This window comes from Dactylosporangium salmoneum (assembly GCF_039532525.1).
Classification (GTDB): domain Bacteria; phylum Actinomycetota; class Actinomycetes; order Mycobacteriales; family Micromonosporaceae; genus Dactylosporangium; species Dactylosporangium salmoneum.
This window is the reverse complement of sequence record NZ_BAAARV010000092.1, coordinates 1-14132: the sequence shown is the minus strand read 5'-3', so window position 1 is coordinate 14132 and position 14132 is coordinate 1. Positions and strand designations below refer to the sequence as shown.

Here is a 14132-nt window from a genome sequence, read left to right as displayed (position 1 = left end):
GGCGCGGGCCTGGGAGCGCGCCGGCGCCGAGCGCCGTCCTGGTGGAGCAGAACGCTTCACGGAGTGAATGGAGCGGAACGCGTGCGGAGCGGAAACGCCTACGAAACGAGCGTCATGACTTGCGATGGGTGGGCGGCCTCCTCCGGATCAGCCGCCCACCCATCGGCTCCCGCCGCCCTCGCTGAAGGCCGGCCGGTGCTCAGGACGCGGGCCGTGTTCACCGCTGACTCCTGGACCGTTGAGTACCCCCTGCTCAACGGTTTTCACCGACCTGCCCAGCTGGGTCCGTCGCGCCGGGGACCACCGACGACGCGACGCCCGCGGCTGGCGGGACCGGGTGGTGCACTGTGGACGGTGCAGCAGTCACCGTCGCAGTTCCACCCGTCGTTTGCCTTGTCACGTAAGAGATCCTGTCTGCTGCCGGGATGATCCGTCGTCACCCGTCATGGGTGAAGCACCTGCCGGATCGACATCATGCGGACGAAAGGTTGGCCATCTCCTTCTCGGCCATTTCGACCTCGGCCAGCAGCTTGGTGTGCTCGGCGATCAGCGCGTCGAGCAGACGCCTGGTCACCTGCACACTGTCGGTCCCGACCGAGCGGGTGGTGGCCAGGAGGTTCTCGGCCGCCTCTCGCTGGCGCTGGCGGCGGGCGTCCCACTGGGCCCGCCGGTTCGCCTCGGCGCGGGCCTCGTCCGCGCGGCGCTTCGACAGGGTCTCCTGGAACTCCCGCATCGCGTTGTCGGCGTGCTTGCGGGCGTCGACCAGCAGCGCCTCGCCGGCCTCCCGGGCCTTGTCGAGGTCCTGCTGGGCCTGCAGGCGCAGCGCGCCCGCCTCCTCCTCGGCGAGCTCGATCATCCGCTGGATGCGCCCGCCCACCACCTTGGAGGACTCGTCGGCGCACGTGCACTTCTTGAGCTCGGCGCCGAGCCTCTCCACTCGGCCGGTGAGCTGCTGCTCCCGGTAGCGGGCCGAGGCGACCTCCGTCTCCGCCGTGGTGAGGCGCATCTGCAAGGTGGCGATGTACCGGTCGACCTGGGCGCGATGATAGCCCCGCAGGCTCAGCTCGAAGCCGTTCTCGGGGCGTAGTTCGATCTCGCCCACAACCGCGCTCATGCTGGCTCACCCTCCTCCCCGGCCCGTTCCCGTGACGGGCGACAGGCGAACGCTGCCGATGAGAATGGTGACCGCGCTTCATCCTCTCCGGGTGAGCCTCCGGCGGCGCGCGTGGCGGTGCAATTGTGTCGATGGAACCGTTGGCACGTAAGGGAATGCGGCTTACCGGAGGCTGGCAGACCACCCAGCCAGGGTGAGGCGCCGCAGCGTGCGGCGGTGCTTTGCTCGTCACGTTTGACCCGGATGAAAGACGAAGCGAAAACCAGGCCGGGAAAGCGATTTCGGGGGGCACGGGTGTCACAAGCGTTGGTACAGCAGGATCGCCGAGGTTTCGCGCCGCCGTCATTGGCGGTGCCGGATCTCCCGCCGGGGTACGTGATGCGGGAGCGGGTGGTCGCCCAATTGGACGCCGCGGTGCGATCGCCGCTGACGCTGGTGACGGCGCCGGCCGGCTGGGGCAAGACCGCCGCCCTGGTGGCGTGGGCTCGCGCGGTGCGAATCGGCGACAGCACCGAGGTGCCGGTGGTGCGCTGGGTGACGTCACACTCCGAGCACGGCGCGGACGTCCCCGGGCAGTTGCTCGGCGCCCTGTCGGCGCACTCGGAGAAGAGCGACGGCGACGACCTGCTGCGGGCGGTGGACTCGCTGCAGCAGCCCCACGTGGTGGTCGTCGACGACGTGCGCGAGATCAGCGACCCCGACGCGCTGGCCGAGCTGGAATCGCTGGTGCGCCACGGCATGGGCCGGCTGCGGCTGGTGCTGTCCTGCCGGCGGGATCCCTCACTGCCGTTGTACCGCTGGCGGGTCAACGGCTCGCTGACCGAGGTACGCACGGCCGACCTGTCGCTCACCATCACCGAGACGGCGCAGCTGCTGGCCGCCCACGACGTGGTCCTGCCGAGCTCGACGCTGTACGCGCTGCACTCGATCACCGAGGGCTGGCCCGCCGGCGTCCGCCTCGCCGCGATGGCGATGCGCGGGCACCCGGAGCCGGAGCGGGTGCTCGACGACGGCGGCGCGTTCAGCACCGCGGTCGGCGACTTCCTCACCGGCGAGGTGATCGACCCGCTGCCGGCCGAGACCCGGCGGCTGCTGCTGGAGGCGGCGATCGCGCCGCGGCTCAACGCGGGCCTGGTCGAGGCGATCACCGGCCGCGACGACGGGGCCCGGGTGCTGGCCGAGCTCAAGGGCTCCAACGCGTTCCTGACCCGCAACGCGGGACCCGGCGGCTGGTACCGCTTCCACCCCCTCTTCGCCCGCACCCTGCACGCCGAGCTGCTGCGCCGCAGCCCCGAGCGGGTGGCCGACCTGCACCGGCGGGCCGCCGCCTGGCACGGCACCTACGGCATCCCGGCCGAGGCGATGCGCCACGCGCTGCTGGCCGAGGACTGGGCGGGCGCGGTGGAGACGCTCGACCGGCACTGGCCGGACATCGTCGGCGGGGTCCGCTACGACCGGCCGCACGAGGCCGCGCCGCACGCGCCGGCCTCCGAGGAGAGCACCGACCCCCGCCTGCCGCTGGCCTTCGCGGCCGAGCGGCTGCGGGTCGGCGACCTGGAGGGCACCCGCGACTTCCTGCGCCGCTGCGGCGGGGACCGCTCGGCGCCGATGTTCAAGGCGCTGACCGCGGCCGAGGCCTGGCTGGCCGGCGACCCCCACCGCATGATCTCCGAGATGTCCGAAATATCGGCAAATACCGATGCAACGCCCACCGACGAGAGCCGCGCCCTCGCGCTGCTCGACGAGGGCGAGGCCCGGCTCCGCCTCGGCGAACTGGGCGCGGCCGGCGCCCCCTTGCACGGCGCCCTGGTGCTGGCCCAGCGGGCCGGCATGGCGCAGGCCCAGGTCTGCGCGGCCAGCCAGCTCGCCGTGCTGGAGTCGCTGCGCGGCCGGCTGCGGGCCGCCGCCCGGCTCGGCCGCCAGGCGCTGGTCACCGCGGACCGCTTCGGCATCACCGACGCCACCGACCTCGGCTGGGTGCGCATGGCCCTGGCCGGCGTCTACGGCGAGTGGGACCGCATCGCGGAGGCCGACCGGCTGCTCGACGAGGCCCTCGACCTCGCCGCCGGCGACCCCGACCTGCTGGTTTCCATCGCGACGGTACGGGCGAAGCTCCGCCACGGCTCGGGCCGGCTCGCCTCCGCCCTCGAGGTGCTGCACACCGCCCGCCGCGAGCTCGGCGGCGCACCGCTGGCCCCCTCCGTCGACCGGGCCCTCGCGCTGACCGAGGCCGAGCTGCGCATCAGCGGCGGCGACCTCGGCGCGGCCCGGCGCCTGGTGGCCACCGGCGGCGACCCGGACGTGTTCCCGGGCTGGGCCGCGTGCGTGGACGCCTCGGCCGCGCTCATCGAGGGCAAGGCGGCCGCGGCCGCGACGACCGCCGCGCAGTTCGCCACGCCGTCGGCGGACACCTCGCTGGCGTGGACCGTGCAGGCGGCCATCCTCACCAGCCTGGCCGGGCGGGCCCTGGGCGACCGCAACCGCGTGCTGCGCGGCCTGGAGGTGGCCCTGGACATCGCCGAGGAGGAGAGCTTCCGCCGGCCGTTCCTCGTGGGTGGGCACCCCGTGCGCGACCTGCTGGCCAACTTCGCACCGCTGCTGCCGGTCTACCACCCGCTCGCCGCGGAGCTGGCCGCCGGCTCGTCACCGCTGGCCGGCGGGGCCCGCGGCGGCGGGGAGGGCAACCTGGTCGAGCCGCTGACCGAGCGGGAGCTGACGGTGCTGCGCTACCTGCAGGGCACCATGTCGAACCTGGAGATCGCCTCCACGCTCTACGTGTCGGTCAACACGGTGAAGACCCACGTGAAGAACATCTACCGCAAGCTGCACGCCGGCCGCCGGCGCGAGGCCGTCGAGCGCGCCCGGGAACTGCGACTCCTGTGAGTCCCAGTTCCCCGGCGAGCACGGCGAAGCAGGCGCAGCTGGTCAAGGTGCTCCACGTCGGGGCCGATGTGGGTGCCGCCACGGCCGCCACCCACCGCTGCCTCTGGGGTGCGCTCGCCGCCGCGATCGCCTGGCCCACGCTGGGGGCCTGCGGCGTGACCCACGCCGAGCTCGGCGCGGTCGCGGTCGGGCTGCTCACGGTCCTGCCGTGGCTCGGCCCGCTGCTCGGCGTGGGGCTCGCGGCGGGCCTGGCCGCCACGGTGCCGCACCCGCACTCCCTGCTGCTGGGACTGGCCGCCGCGGCCCTCGTCACGCTGGCCGCGGCGCCGGCACAGCACCCGCCCGGGGTGCTCGGCCCGCTCTCCATCCCGGCCGCCGCGGCCGCGGTGGTCCTCGGCGGCGCGTTGTGGGGCATCTTCGGCGCCCTGGCCGCCCTGGTCCTGGCCAGCATCGGGGCGCGGATCCGGCGCCGGCGCCGCCGGCCCGGACCGGTCACGTGATCGAGTACCTGCGGGGGCTTCGGGTCGGGGCACTGCGCAAGGGCGGGAACGCCGTCGAGCGCAGCCTGGCCGCGGTCGGCGACGAGGTGCCGCCGCGAGGCTCCCGCAGTACAGGTGCAGGCCCTTTCTGGCCCGTCGACAAGTGGGTCCACGCGCTCTATGCCGCCGGGCTCACCACGGCCGCCGGGGTCGCGCTCGCGATCAACTGGCTCGCCCCGCCGGCCGTCATCCGCACGTTCCTGGCGGTCGTCGCGGCGACGATGTTCCTGCTGGTCGGCTACCTGCTGGTGGCGGCGCCGACCCGGCGGGGGCGGGCCATGCGGCGGTACCTCACCGACCCCCGCGACCGCACGGAGTTCGAGGCGGCCGTGGCCAACGCCGACCGCATCCGGCTGACCTGGCCGGCCCTGGAGCGGCTGGCCGACCCGAACGACCCGACCGACACGCTCGAGCGCGCGCTGTGGGAGCTGGCCCAGGCCCTGGCCGAGCGCGGCGAGCTGCGGGCGGCCGACCGCGACCTGCGCGCCTCGGTCGGCGACCCGATCGGCGCCGGCACCCTCTTCAGCGCGGTGACCGACCGGCAGGCGGAGATCGCACACCGGCTGACCAAGGTCGATGCGGAGGTACGCCGCCGGGCCGCCCAGCTGCGTCGGCTCGCGGTGCTGTGCCAGGACTTCCTGGACCAGCGCAACGCCCAGACCAGGGCCCGGATGCGGGTCAGCGCGGCCGACGCGCTGCTGGGCACCCTGCGCTCCCGCCCGGAGCCCGATCTGGTCGAACGGACGGAGGTGGTGCTCGCCGCGTATCGGGAGCTGGCCGACGAGTACACCTGATCGGCTAGTCTCCCGGGGTGCGGCAGAAGGCGTTGATCGGTGTCGGGTCCGTGGTGGCGGCCGTCGGGCTCTTCCTGGCGTACCTCAGGATGGCCCGCGCCTTCCCGATCAACGGCGACGGGGCGAGCAACGCGCTGCAGGCCTGGGACATGTTCCACGGCAACCCCCTGCTCAAGGGCTGGGCGCTGTCGGACGTGTCCTTCTACCCGACCGAACTGGTGCAGTACGGCATCGTGCAGTGGTTCACTGGCGTCACCGCGGACCAGGTGCACGTGACGGCGGCGATCACCTACACGATGATCGTCTTCGTCGCCGCGTGGCTGGCCAAGGGGCGCGCCACCGGGCTGGAGGCCTGGCTGCGCATCGGCGTGGCGGTCGCCATCCTGCTGCTGCCCGTGCCCGGCACCGGCTACCAGACGCTGCTCTCCTCCCCCAACCACACCGGGACCGCGGTACCGCTGCTGCTCGCCTGGCTGGTCCTGGACCGGTGGCGGCACAAAATCTGGACGCCGGTCCTGCTGGCCGCGCTGCTCGGCTTCGGCGCGATGGGCGACCCGCTGGTCACCTTCGTCGGCGCGGTGCCCGTGATCGTCGTCTGCGCCTACCGGGCGATCCGCTCCCGCGGCGCCGAGCGCTGGTACGAGGCGAGCCTGATCCTCGCCGCGGCCGTCTCGGTGGCCGTCTCCCGCGGCTTCCGCCACCTGCTCGACGCGCTCGGCGCCTTCCAGTCGCCGCACCCGCCGATCGAGCTGGCCCCGCTCGCCGACTGGCCGCACCGGGCCTGGATGACCGCCCGCATGGTCGGGGTCATCTTCGGCACCCACCGCCCCGGCTGGCACCCGCCGGTCCTCGAGGTCTTCCTGTCCCTCCTGCACCTGGTGGGCTTCCTGGTCGCGCTGGCCGCGGTCGCGGTCACCCTCGTGCGGGCCGTGCGCGGCACCGCCGACCGGGTCGACACCATCATGATCGCGGCGATCGCCTGCGACCTCGGCGCCGAGATCGTCTCCACCATCTCCGTCGACCTCATGGCCGCCCGCGAGATCGCCCCGGTGCTCCCGATGAGCGCCGCCCTGGCCGCCCGCTTCGCCGGGCCCTGGCTCGCCACCGCCGAGCGTCGCAAGATCGGCCAAGGTGTACTGGCCGCGGTCCTCGCCATCGCCACGCTCACGGTCGTGATCTACTCCCCGCCGCGCGCCGACCCCGCGGAGGCCCAGGTCGCGGCCGACTACCTGCGCTCGCGCAACCTCGGCTACGGGCTGGGCGCCTACTGGGCGTCGAACAACATCACGGTCACCACCGAGCGCGCGGTCACCGTGGCCCCGGTGACCGGCGGCGGCGACCGGCTCGTGCCCTTCTGCTGGCAGTCGAAGGGGGCGATGTACGACGCGAAACAGCACGACGCCCGGTTCGTCGTCCTGGAGAAAGACCGCCCGTTCTACGGGACCCCGGAGCAGGCCGAGCACGTGTGGGGCCCGCCGGCCGAGCGGCACGACATCGGGAAATACGCGATTCTGCTGTACAACGTGAACCTCCTCGACGGATTTCCCCCACCCTGCAGCTAGCTCGGTGTCGATACGATCGCGATCGTGCGCAAGTTCGTCGTCTGGGGTGACAACGCGCTCGCCCGCCGGCTGGTCGGCGAGCTGATCAACACGTACAGTGCCCAGGTCACGGTCATCGTGCCGGACCTCACCGCCAACCAGGCTCCCGAGATCGCCGACATCCGCGCCGACGACGACCCCGGCGAGCGCCCGGTCGTCATCGCCGCCCGCAAGCTCACCAAGGCCGTCTTCGAGACCGCCGACCTGAGCGACGCCGACGCCATCGCCTTCGTCGACACCGACGACGTGGCCAACGTCGACGCCGCCCTCATCGCCCGCGAGGTCGACCCGACCATCCGGGTGGTCCTGCGCATGTTCAACACCGTCCTCGGCGCCGGCGTCGTGGAGCGGCTCTCCAACTGCGCGGTGCTGTCGGCCTCCGAGATCGCCGCACCCGCGTTCGTCGCCGCGGCGCTCGGCGACAGCAGCCCGACCACCGTCCGGCTCTCCGACGGCCAGCAGCTCGTGGCGACCGACCGGTCCCTGGCCAACCCCGGCGACATCCGGTGCGCCCTGGCCGACACCGCCGGCGCGGACAGCCTGCCGGTCGACGAGGACCGCGCCGACCTGGTCCTGGCCAGCGTCTACGGCCGCCGCGCGGAGCTGGATCGGCGGCGGCGCAAGCGCCGGCACCCGCTGCGGGCCACGCGGATCCTGCTGCGTGGCAGCGGGCTGCGCCGCGTGCTGGTCAGCTCGCTCGCCATCCTGGCCCTGGGCACGGTCGCGGTGGCCGTGGCCCGGCACGTCGGCGTCTGGCGCGCGGTGTACTTCGCCGTGCTCACGGCCCTGGGCGGGGCCAACCCCGACCCCGACGCCACCACTACCGCCCAGGCGGTCGACGTCGTACTGGTGGTGGCCGGCGTGGCCATCATCCCGGCGCTCACCGCCGCCGTCGTCGGCATCGTGGTCAAGGCCCGCCTGGCCATCGCCTCCGGCGGCCTCACCGAGCCGGTCTCCGGCCACGTCGTGGTGGTCGGCCTGGGCAACGTCGGCACCCGAGTCGTGCGCGAGCTGTACGACCAGGGCATCGACGTGGTCGCCGTGGACCGCGACGAGCGGGCCCGCGGCGTGCAGGCCAGCCGGGACCTCGGCCTGCCGGTCATCATCGGCGACGCCACCAACCCGGACACGCTGACCGCCGCCTCCGTGGCCACCGCCCGCTGCCTGGTCGTGGTCACCACCGCCGACGTGACCAACCTGGAGGCCGCGCTGCTGGGCCGCGACCTGGCCCGGCGGGCCGACCCCGACGTCAAGCTGCGGGTCGTGCTGCGCCTCTTCGAGGAGGACTTCGCCCGGCGCATCAAGACCGCGTTCGACATCGACCTGTCGCGCAGCGTGTCGTACCTGGCCGCGCCCGCCTTCGCCGCCTCCATGGTGGGCAGCGAGGTCATCGACACCATCCCGGTCGGCCGCCGCGTGCTGCTGCTGGCCGAGGTGCCGGTCGGCGCCGGCTCCCAGCTGGAGGGCACGTACTTCCGCGAGGTGAGCGAGCCGGGCCTGGTCCGCCTGGTGGCCGTGCAGACCGGGCGGGCCGGCCTGGGGGTCGGCGTGCAGACCTTCTGGGCCCCGGAGCAGAACCGCTGGCGGACGCTGGACCGCACGCACACCATGGTCGTGGTGGCCACCCGGGCCGGCCTGGTGGCGCTGCTGGCCCGGGCGGCCGGCATCGACAACCCCCCGCCGTTCCACCCACCGTCGGCGCCACCGCTCCTCACCCCACAACCCCGCGGGTGACTCGCCCGGGTGGCACGTTTCCGGGATTCGACGGGCCGGGCCCGGCCGTACGGTTCTTACCAACGACAGCGACTTCTCCTGGGGGTTCTTGAAGATGAGCGACATGGACGCGGGTTACGACGGCGGTCACGGCGACGTGGACTACGGTCACTACGAGGCCGGTCAGGAGCACGGCGCGCTGGACCAGCTGCACCAGGCCCACGGGTCGGAGGCGGACTACAACAACCAGTACGGCGTGTACGAGAACGACCACCACGCCGACACCTCGACGGACTACAACCACGGCACGCACGTCGAGTTCGACCAGGGCCCGGCCGTGCACTACGAGGCCGACGACTACACCAACTACAGCCACGACGCCAACGTCGACGACCACGTCTTCGCCGCCGAAGGCAGCGAGAACGCCCACCAGGCCGAGTTCGGCCAGATGGACGCCCTCTCGCAGCGCTTCGACACCGCGTTCATGAACGGCACCGAGTTCCACGGCGGCCAGTTCGGCATGACCGCCAACTAACAGCTTTTCACGAAACGGCCGGGCAGCTGCCCGGCCGTTTCGTCGTGTCCGGGCCACGTTTTGCAGGTGCGCCGGGTGGCACGTTTCTACGCACCGGCCGGGCAGATGCCCGGCCGGTGCGTAGAAGCTGGACTTCCGGGTGCGCAACGCCTTCGAGCAGTGGAACGGCGGCGTGACGTCCTTCCAGGCGGCGGTGGCGCTGCGGCCGGGCGCGACGGTGCGGGTGAAACATGACCGACCGGGCCAGCGGGGCGGCCACCGGCGGCACCGGCGACCGCGACGCGGCTGCGCAGGTCACGGTAGCGGTCGGCGACTACGCGACCGCGCCGCAGGTGCTGTTCGACAAGACCGTCAGCGCGAACATCACGTGGCGTAGTCCGGGCGCGGCCGGGCCTGGCCCTCGCGGGTCGGCCCGGCCGCGCGGCGGTTACCGGTTGAAGCGCCGGTCCATGACCGGGTCGCGGTCGTCCAGCGACGCGATGCGCGCCGGCGCGGCCAGGGACGCGGCCGGGGCGGAGACGCCGGCCCAGCGCTGCACCGCGGCCGTGGCGGTCGCGGTCTCGGCCGGGGTCAGCTTCGCGATGTTCGCGCCGTGGTTGGCGCCCGCCGCCACGTACCACTGCGAGTCGCGCGTGCCGGGGCCGAGGCGGAAGGGCTCCGCGCCCCAGGGGTCGTTGCCGCCGTACACGAACAGCAGCCGCTGCCCGGCGAACTTCACCCAGGCGTCGATGTCGAGCATCGCCAGCGGCTGGAAGCGCGGCACCAGCTCCTGCGGGATGTAGGACTGGGCCCGGTCCTGGCCGCGGTAGTGCTGCAGGCCGGCCAGGTGGGGCAGCTTGATGTCGGGGTAGCCCAGCTGGTAGGACGCCTGGAAGTAGTACGGGATGAACGGCTCGATGCCCTGGTCGGTGTTGGAGTCCACGCCGAAGATGAGGTCCAGCCACGCCCACAGGTCATCGCTGGACGCGCTCGGCGGGGGCACATCGGCGCAGTCGCTCTGGAGGCTGTACTGCCAGAAGGCCCACGTCGTGCCGTTGACCATGAACTCGAAGGCCCGGTCGGCGCTGCCCACGATGCCGAAGGTGCGCCCGTTGGCGTCGGCCCAGGCCTGGTAGCGCGCCACGAGCTCGGTCCGCCGGTGCAGCGCCTCGATCTGCACCGCGTCCAGCGCCGCCCGGCACTCGGGGGTGCCGACCTTGGTGAAGAACCGGTCGTAGGCCGAGTCCTCGCTGTTCACCACGTCCTGGGGCGCCACGTAGGCGACCGTGCCGGCCACGTCGTCGGGGTAGAACCGGCGGTGGTACACCGAGGTCATGCCGCCCTTGCTCGCCCCCGTGGAGATCCACTTCTGCGAGTAGATCGGCTTGAGCGCCTGCACGATGCGGTGGTGGTCCGTGGCCGCCTGCCAGATCGTGAGCTGCTGTTCCCAGTCCGGGCGGGCGGGCCGGGACGGGGTGAAGAACCGCTGTTCGACCGAGATCTGGTTGCCGTCGATGAGCCTGGTGGGCTCGGAGCGGAACGCGTACTCGGGCACGTTGTAGCCGGTGGTGTGCAGCACCGTCGGCCGGTCGGTGCCCCGGTGCAGCAGCGTGAAGCGCTGCTGGAACGTGCCGGCCCGCGGGTTGCGGTGGTCCACGGGCTGCGTGATGCTCAGGATGAAGAACCGGTAGGGCGCAGCGACCGGCTGCTCCTCGATCACGGTCAGCCCGGGCACCGCCGCCAGCCGCGCCTTGATGTCGGTCTCGGCCGCCGCCGCGGGCCCGGCCACTCCCACCGCGCCGGCGAGCCCGAGCAGGAGCGCGACCGCGAGCAGCGCTCTTCGAAGACGGATCATGCGGTACCCTCCACATCGAGATTGTTCTCTACCTCGATGGACGCTATCGCCGATCCGCCGGGCTCGACCCCCGCCGTCACCCTCGCATGGGCCGCCCCGGGTCGAACAGCGCGATCGGGTGGGAGGTCGCGCCCGTCAGGGCCAGGTCGGCCAGGATCTCGCCCACCACCGGGACGAACTTGAACCCGTGCCCCGAAAATCCGCAGGCCACGGTGACCCGCTCGTGCCCGGGGTGGCGGGCGACGACGAAGTGCTCGTCCGGGGTGTTGGTGTACATGCACGTCTTGCCGCGCAGGAAGCGCCCGGCCGCCGCCGGCACCCGGGTGCGCAGGTGCTCGGCGATGAACGCGACCTCCTCCGGCCGGATGCTGCGGTCGATCGCGTCCGGGTCGGTGACCTCGCCGCGGCGGAAGAAGGCCACCTTCACCCCGCCGTCGGGCCCGTCGAGCGCCGGGAAGCCGTACACCTGCGTGCCCGGCGGCCCCTCCCAGATGAAGATCGGCTGCCGGTCGGGCAGGAACGGCTCGATCCCGCCCTCGGGCGCGAACCAGAACTGGACCTGCCGCTCGACCGTCATCGGCACGCCCAGGTCGGCCAGGAGCCGCGGCGCCCAGGCGCCGGGGCAGATCACGAGGGAGCCGGCGCGGTACGTCGCGACGCCGGTGCGAACCGTGACCCCGTCGCCGTCGGCCGACCACGCCTCGACCGGCTCGTGGAAGCGCAGCTGCGCGCCGAGCCGGGCGGCCAGCGTGAGGTTCGCCTCGACCGCCGCCTCAGGCCGCAGGATCCCGGCCTTCGCCTCGAAGAGCGCCACGTCGTCGGGCCCGGGCCGGAACACCGGGAACCGCCGGCGGATCTCGGCCGCGTCGAGCACCTCGTGTGTTAGGCCCCACTGCTCGGAACTGCGCCGGCTGCCGGCCACCGTGAGCGAGTCCGCCGGCCCCATGAACAGCCCGCCGGTGAGCGTCATGAGGTCCCGCCCCGAGTCGCGTTCGAGCTTCTCCCACAACTCGTAGGTTCGAAGCAGCAGCGGTACGTAGGCGGGGTCCTCGAAGTACGACTGCCGGGTGATCCGCGAGCCGCCGTGGCTGGCCCCCTTGTCGTGCGCCGGCCCGAACTGCTCCAGCCCGAGCACCCGTTGCCCGCGGGCGGCCAGGTGATACGCCGCCGAGCTGCCCATGCCGCCCATGCCGATCACGATGACGTCGTACGACTCCATGGCCACCCCTCAGAGCTCGTTGCGATCATCTCCGCACAAAGCGATGCCCCTGTCCAGGCCACCCCGGGTGGCACGTTTCCGGGATTCGTCGTGGTCGCGGCGCCCGTACCGTTCTTCTCAACAGCGATGACGAAGAAGACGAACAAGGGATAACACGATGAGCGACGTCGACTACGGTCACTTCGAGGCCGGCCAGGAGCACGACGGTGTGGACCAGCTGCACCAGGCCCAGGGGTCGGAGGCCGACTACAACAACCAGTTCGGCGTGTACGAGAACGACCACCACGCCGACACGTCGACGGACTACAACCACGGCACGCACGTCGAGTTCGACCAGGGCCCGGCCGTGCACTACGAGGCCGACGACTACACCAACTACAGCCACGACGCCAACGTCGACGACCACGTCTTCGCCGCCGAGGGCAGCGAGAACGCGCACCAGGCCGAGTTCGGCCAGATGGACGCCCTCTCGCAGCGCTTCGACACCGCGTTCATGAACGGCACCGAGTTCCACGGCGGCCAGGCCGGCCTGGGCATGGCCTCCAACTAACAGCTTCCAAGCACACGAAACGGCCGGGCGGATGCCCGGCCGTTTTGCTGTCAGTAGCCGATCGCGGAGGCCGCGACCGAGCGGAGTTCGGCGGCGTCGGGCGCGGGCACGTACAGGTCGGCGAGGTCGCGGGGCGACTCGCGGAACAGGATGCCGTACAGCGTGACCGCGTCCAGGTAGATCGCCGTGTCGTTGGGGTGCTTGCCGTCGGGGACGATGAGGTACGACACGCCCTTACCGGCGATGACGGTCTCGAACTCGTCGCCGATCGGGGCGAGCAGGTTCGGGGTGGGCAGGGCGGCCGACAGGGCCGCGTAGTTGGCGTCGATGGCGCGCTTCGCGGCGGCGCGGGACGGGAACGGGGCCGGGTCGGCCAGCGCCCAGTTCTTGAACAGCACCACCCGGCCGCCCGGCTTGAGCGCGCGCTCGAATCTGGGGCCGTACACGTCGAGCAGCGTGTCCCTCGCCGCCGCCGGGTTCGTGGCCACGAGGGTGCTGTACTCCTGCAGCACGATGAAGTCGTACCGCTTCGCGCCCCCGAGCGCCTTCGTGACCAGCCCGTCGTTCCAGGTCTGGCGCAGCGTGTAGCCGGAGTGGATGACCTCGGTGACGTTGAGCGCCCGCCCTGCCGCCGAGGCCAGGTGGCGCACCAGGTTGGGGGTGTTTTCGCCGGAGCCGTGGTTGATGGTGCCGAGCAGGCTGTTGCCCACGAACAGCACGTCGAGCGCCGGCCCGGTGCCGGCCGTGGCCGTGACCGTGAAGCGCACCGAGAGCGGCGCGCCCGCCACGGTGAGGGTGTGCGGGCCCGGGGCGTGCAGCGGCGCGCAGCCGGCCGAGTCGGCGCACTCGTGGGTGTCGCCGTCCGGCCCGGTCACCGTGAACGCGGGGGCGCCCTCGGCGTGCAGCCCGAGGTCGATGCCGGCCAGCCGGGAGAGGTCGACCACGGTGCCGTCGGTGAGCGGGCTGAGCCCCAGGACCGGCCGGTGCGTGGCGCTGTTGACGACCTCGACCCGGCCGACGACCGCCGGAACGCCCGCGGACGCTCCGGGGCCGGCCCCGGCCAACAGCCCGGCGGCGAGGACGGCGCCGATGATCCGGTGACGGTACGACATGAAGCGGTGACTCCCCGGCAGACCAGCAGTTCGTGCTGGCCAAGGGTGGTCACCGCCGCGTCCCCTGTCAACGTACGAATGGCGGTCACGGTGGCACGATTCGGGGATCAACCGACCCCGCCGCGCCCGTACCGTTCTTACCAACGAGGACGACACCCCTGGGGAGACACCACATGAGCGACATGGACGCGGGTTACGACGGCGGTCACGGCGACGTGGACTACGGTCACTACGAGGC

The 14132-nt window shown here is 72.7% G+C and carries 11 protein-coding genes; 7 read left to right on the top strand and 4 right to left on the bottom strand.

Annotated elements, in window-relative coordinates; translation table 11 throughout:
- Nucleotides 1–472 precede the first annotated feature (472 nt).
- Nucleotides 473–1114: a hypothetical protein gene (locus ABD352_RS45650; RefSeq protein ID WP_344618877.1), complete on the bottom strand. Its 642-nt coding sequence runs from the start codon at nucleotides 1112–1114 to the stop codon at nucleotides 473–475.
- A gap of 351 nt (nucleotides 1115–1465) precedes the next feature.
- Between ABD352_RS45650 and ABD352_RS45645 the strand changes: the two genes are divergently transcribed.
- The 6 genes from ABD352_RS45645 (at nucleotide 1466) to ABD352_RS45620 (ending at nucleotide 9179) form a co-directional block, all read left to right on the top strand.
- Nucleotides 1466–3997, top strand: coding sequence for a helix-turn-helix transcriptional regulator (locus ABD352_RS45645; protein WP_344618876.1), 2532 nt, complete (start codon nucleotides 1466–1468; stop codon nucleotides 3995–3997).
- On the top strand, nucleotides 3994–4497 hold the full coding sequence (locus ABD352_RS45640; protein ID WP_344618875.1) for a hypothetical protein: 504 nt from the start codon (nucleotides 3994–3996) through the stop codon (nucleotides 4495–4497). The genes ABD352_RS45645 and ABD352_RS45640 overlap by 4 nt, the downstream gene beginning before the upstream one ends.
- Nucleotides 4494–5330, top strand: coding sequence for a hypothetical protein (locus ABD352_RS45635; protein WP_344618874.1), 837 nt, complete (start codon nucleotides 4494–4496; stop codon nucleotides 5328–5330). The genes ABD352_RS45640 and ABD352_RS45635 overlap by 4 nt, the downstream gene beginning before the upstream one ends.
- 17 nt (nucleotides 5331–5347) lie before the next feature.
- Nucleotides 5348–6892 carry a hypothetical protein gene (locus ABD352_RS45630; protein WP_344618873.1) on the top strand — a complete coding sequence of 515 codons (1545 nt, stop codon included), beginning with the start codon at nucleotides 5348–5350 and terminating at the stop codon, nucleotides 6890–6892.
- 24 nt (nucleotides 6893–6916) lie between these two features.
- Nucleotides 6917–8665, top strand: a complete 1749-nt coding sequence (locus tag ABD352_RS45625; RefSeq protein ID WP_344618872.1) for a potassium channel family protein — start codon at nucleotides 6917–6919, stop codon at nucleotides 8663–8665.
- A 94-nt stretch (nucleotides 8666–8759) separates the two neighbouring features.
- The gene (locus ABD352_RS45620) at nucleotides 8760–9179 is read left to right on the top strand and encodes a hypothetical protein (RefSeq protein WP_344617828.1); all 420 of its coding nucleotides are present in this window, start codon (nucleotides 8760–8762) and stop codon (nucleotides 9177–9179) included.
- Nucleotides 9180–9606: 427 nt separating this feature from the next.
- Here ABD352_RS45620 and ABD352_RS45615 read toward each other — a convergent pair whose 3' ends face one another.
- A complete protein-coding gene (locus ABD352_RS45615; protein WP_344618871.1) occupies nucleotides 9607–11013 on the bottom strand; it encodes a S28 family serine protease in 1407 nt (468 codons plus the stop codon).
- Nucleotides 11014–11089: 76 nt separating this feature from the next.
- A complete protein-coding gene (gene solA, locus ABD352_RS45610; RefSeq protein ID WP_344618870.1) occupies nucleotides 11090–12232 on the bottom strand; it encodes an N-methyl-L-tryptophan oxidase in 1143 nt (380 codons plus the stop codon).
- Between the two features lie 157 nt (nucleotides 12233–12389).
- Between solA and ABD352_RS45605 the strand changes: the two genes are divergently transcribed.
- Nucleotides 12390–12782, top strand: a complete 393-nt coding sequence (locus ABD352_RS45605; protein WP_344618869.1) for a hypothetical protein — start codon at nucleotides 12390–12392, stop codon at nucleotides 12780–12782.
- A 50-nt stretch (nucleotides 12783–12832) separates the two neighbouring features.
- Here ABD352_RS45605 and ABD352_RS45600 read toward each other — a convergent pair whose 3' ends face one another.
- Nucleotides 12833–13894, bottom strand: a complete 1062-nt coding sequence (locus ABD352_RS45600) for a hypothetical protein (RefSeq protein ID WP_344618868.1) — start codon at nucleotides 13892–13894, stop codon at nucleotides 12833–12835.
- Nucleotides 13895–14132 lie beyond the last annotated feature (238 nt).

Bases quoted from the DNA above. Each gene is read 5' to 3' on its own strand.
- ABD352_RS45615 (WP_344618871.1), bottom strand. From the start codon at position 11,013: ATGATCCGTCTTCGAAGAGCGCTGCTCGCGGTCGCGCTCCTGCTCGGG.
- solA (WP_344618870.1), bottom strand. From the start codon at position 12,232: ATGGAGTCGTACGACGTCATCGTGATCGGCATGGGCGGCATGGGCAGC.
- ABD352_RS45650 (WP_344618877.1), bottom strand. From the start codon at position 1,114: ATGAGCGCGGTTGTGGGCGAGATCGAACTACGCCCCGAGAACGGCTTC.
- ABD352_RS45605 (WP_344618869.1), top strand. From the start codon at position 12,390: ATGAGCGACGTCGACTACGGTCACTTCGAGGCCGGCCAGGAGCACGAC.
- ABD352_RS45620 (WP_344617828.1), top strand. From the start codon at position 8,760: ATGAGCGACATGGACGCGGGTTACGACGGCGGTCACGGCGACGTGGAC.
- ABD352_RS45600 (WP_344618868.1), bottom strand. From the start codon at position 13,894: ATGTCGTACCGTCACCGGATCATCGGCGCCGTCCTCGCCGCCGGGCTG.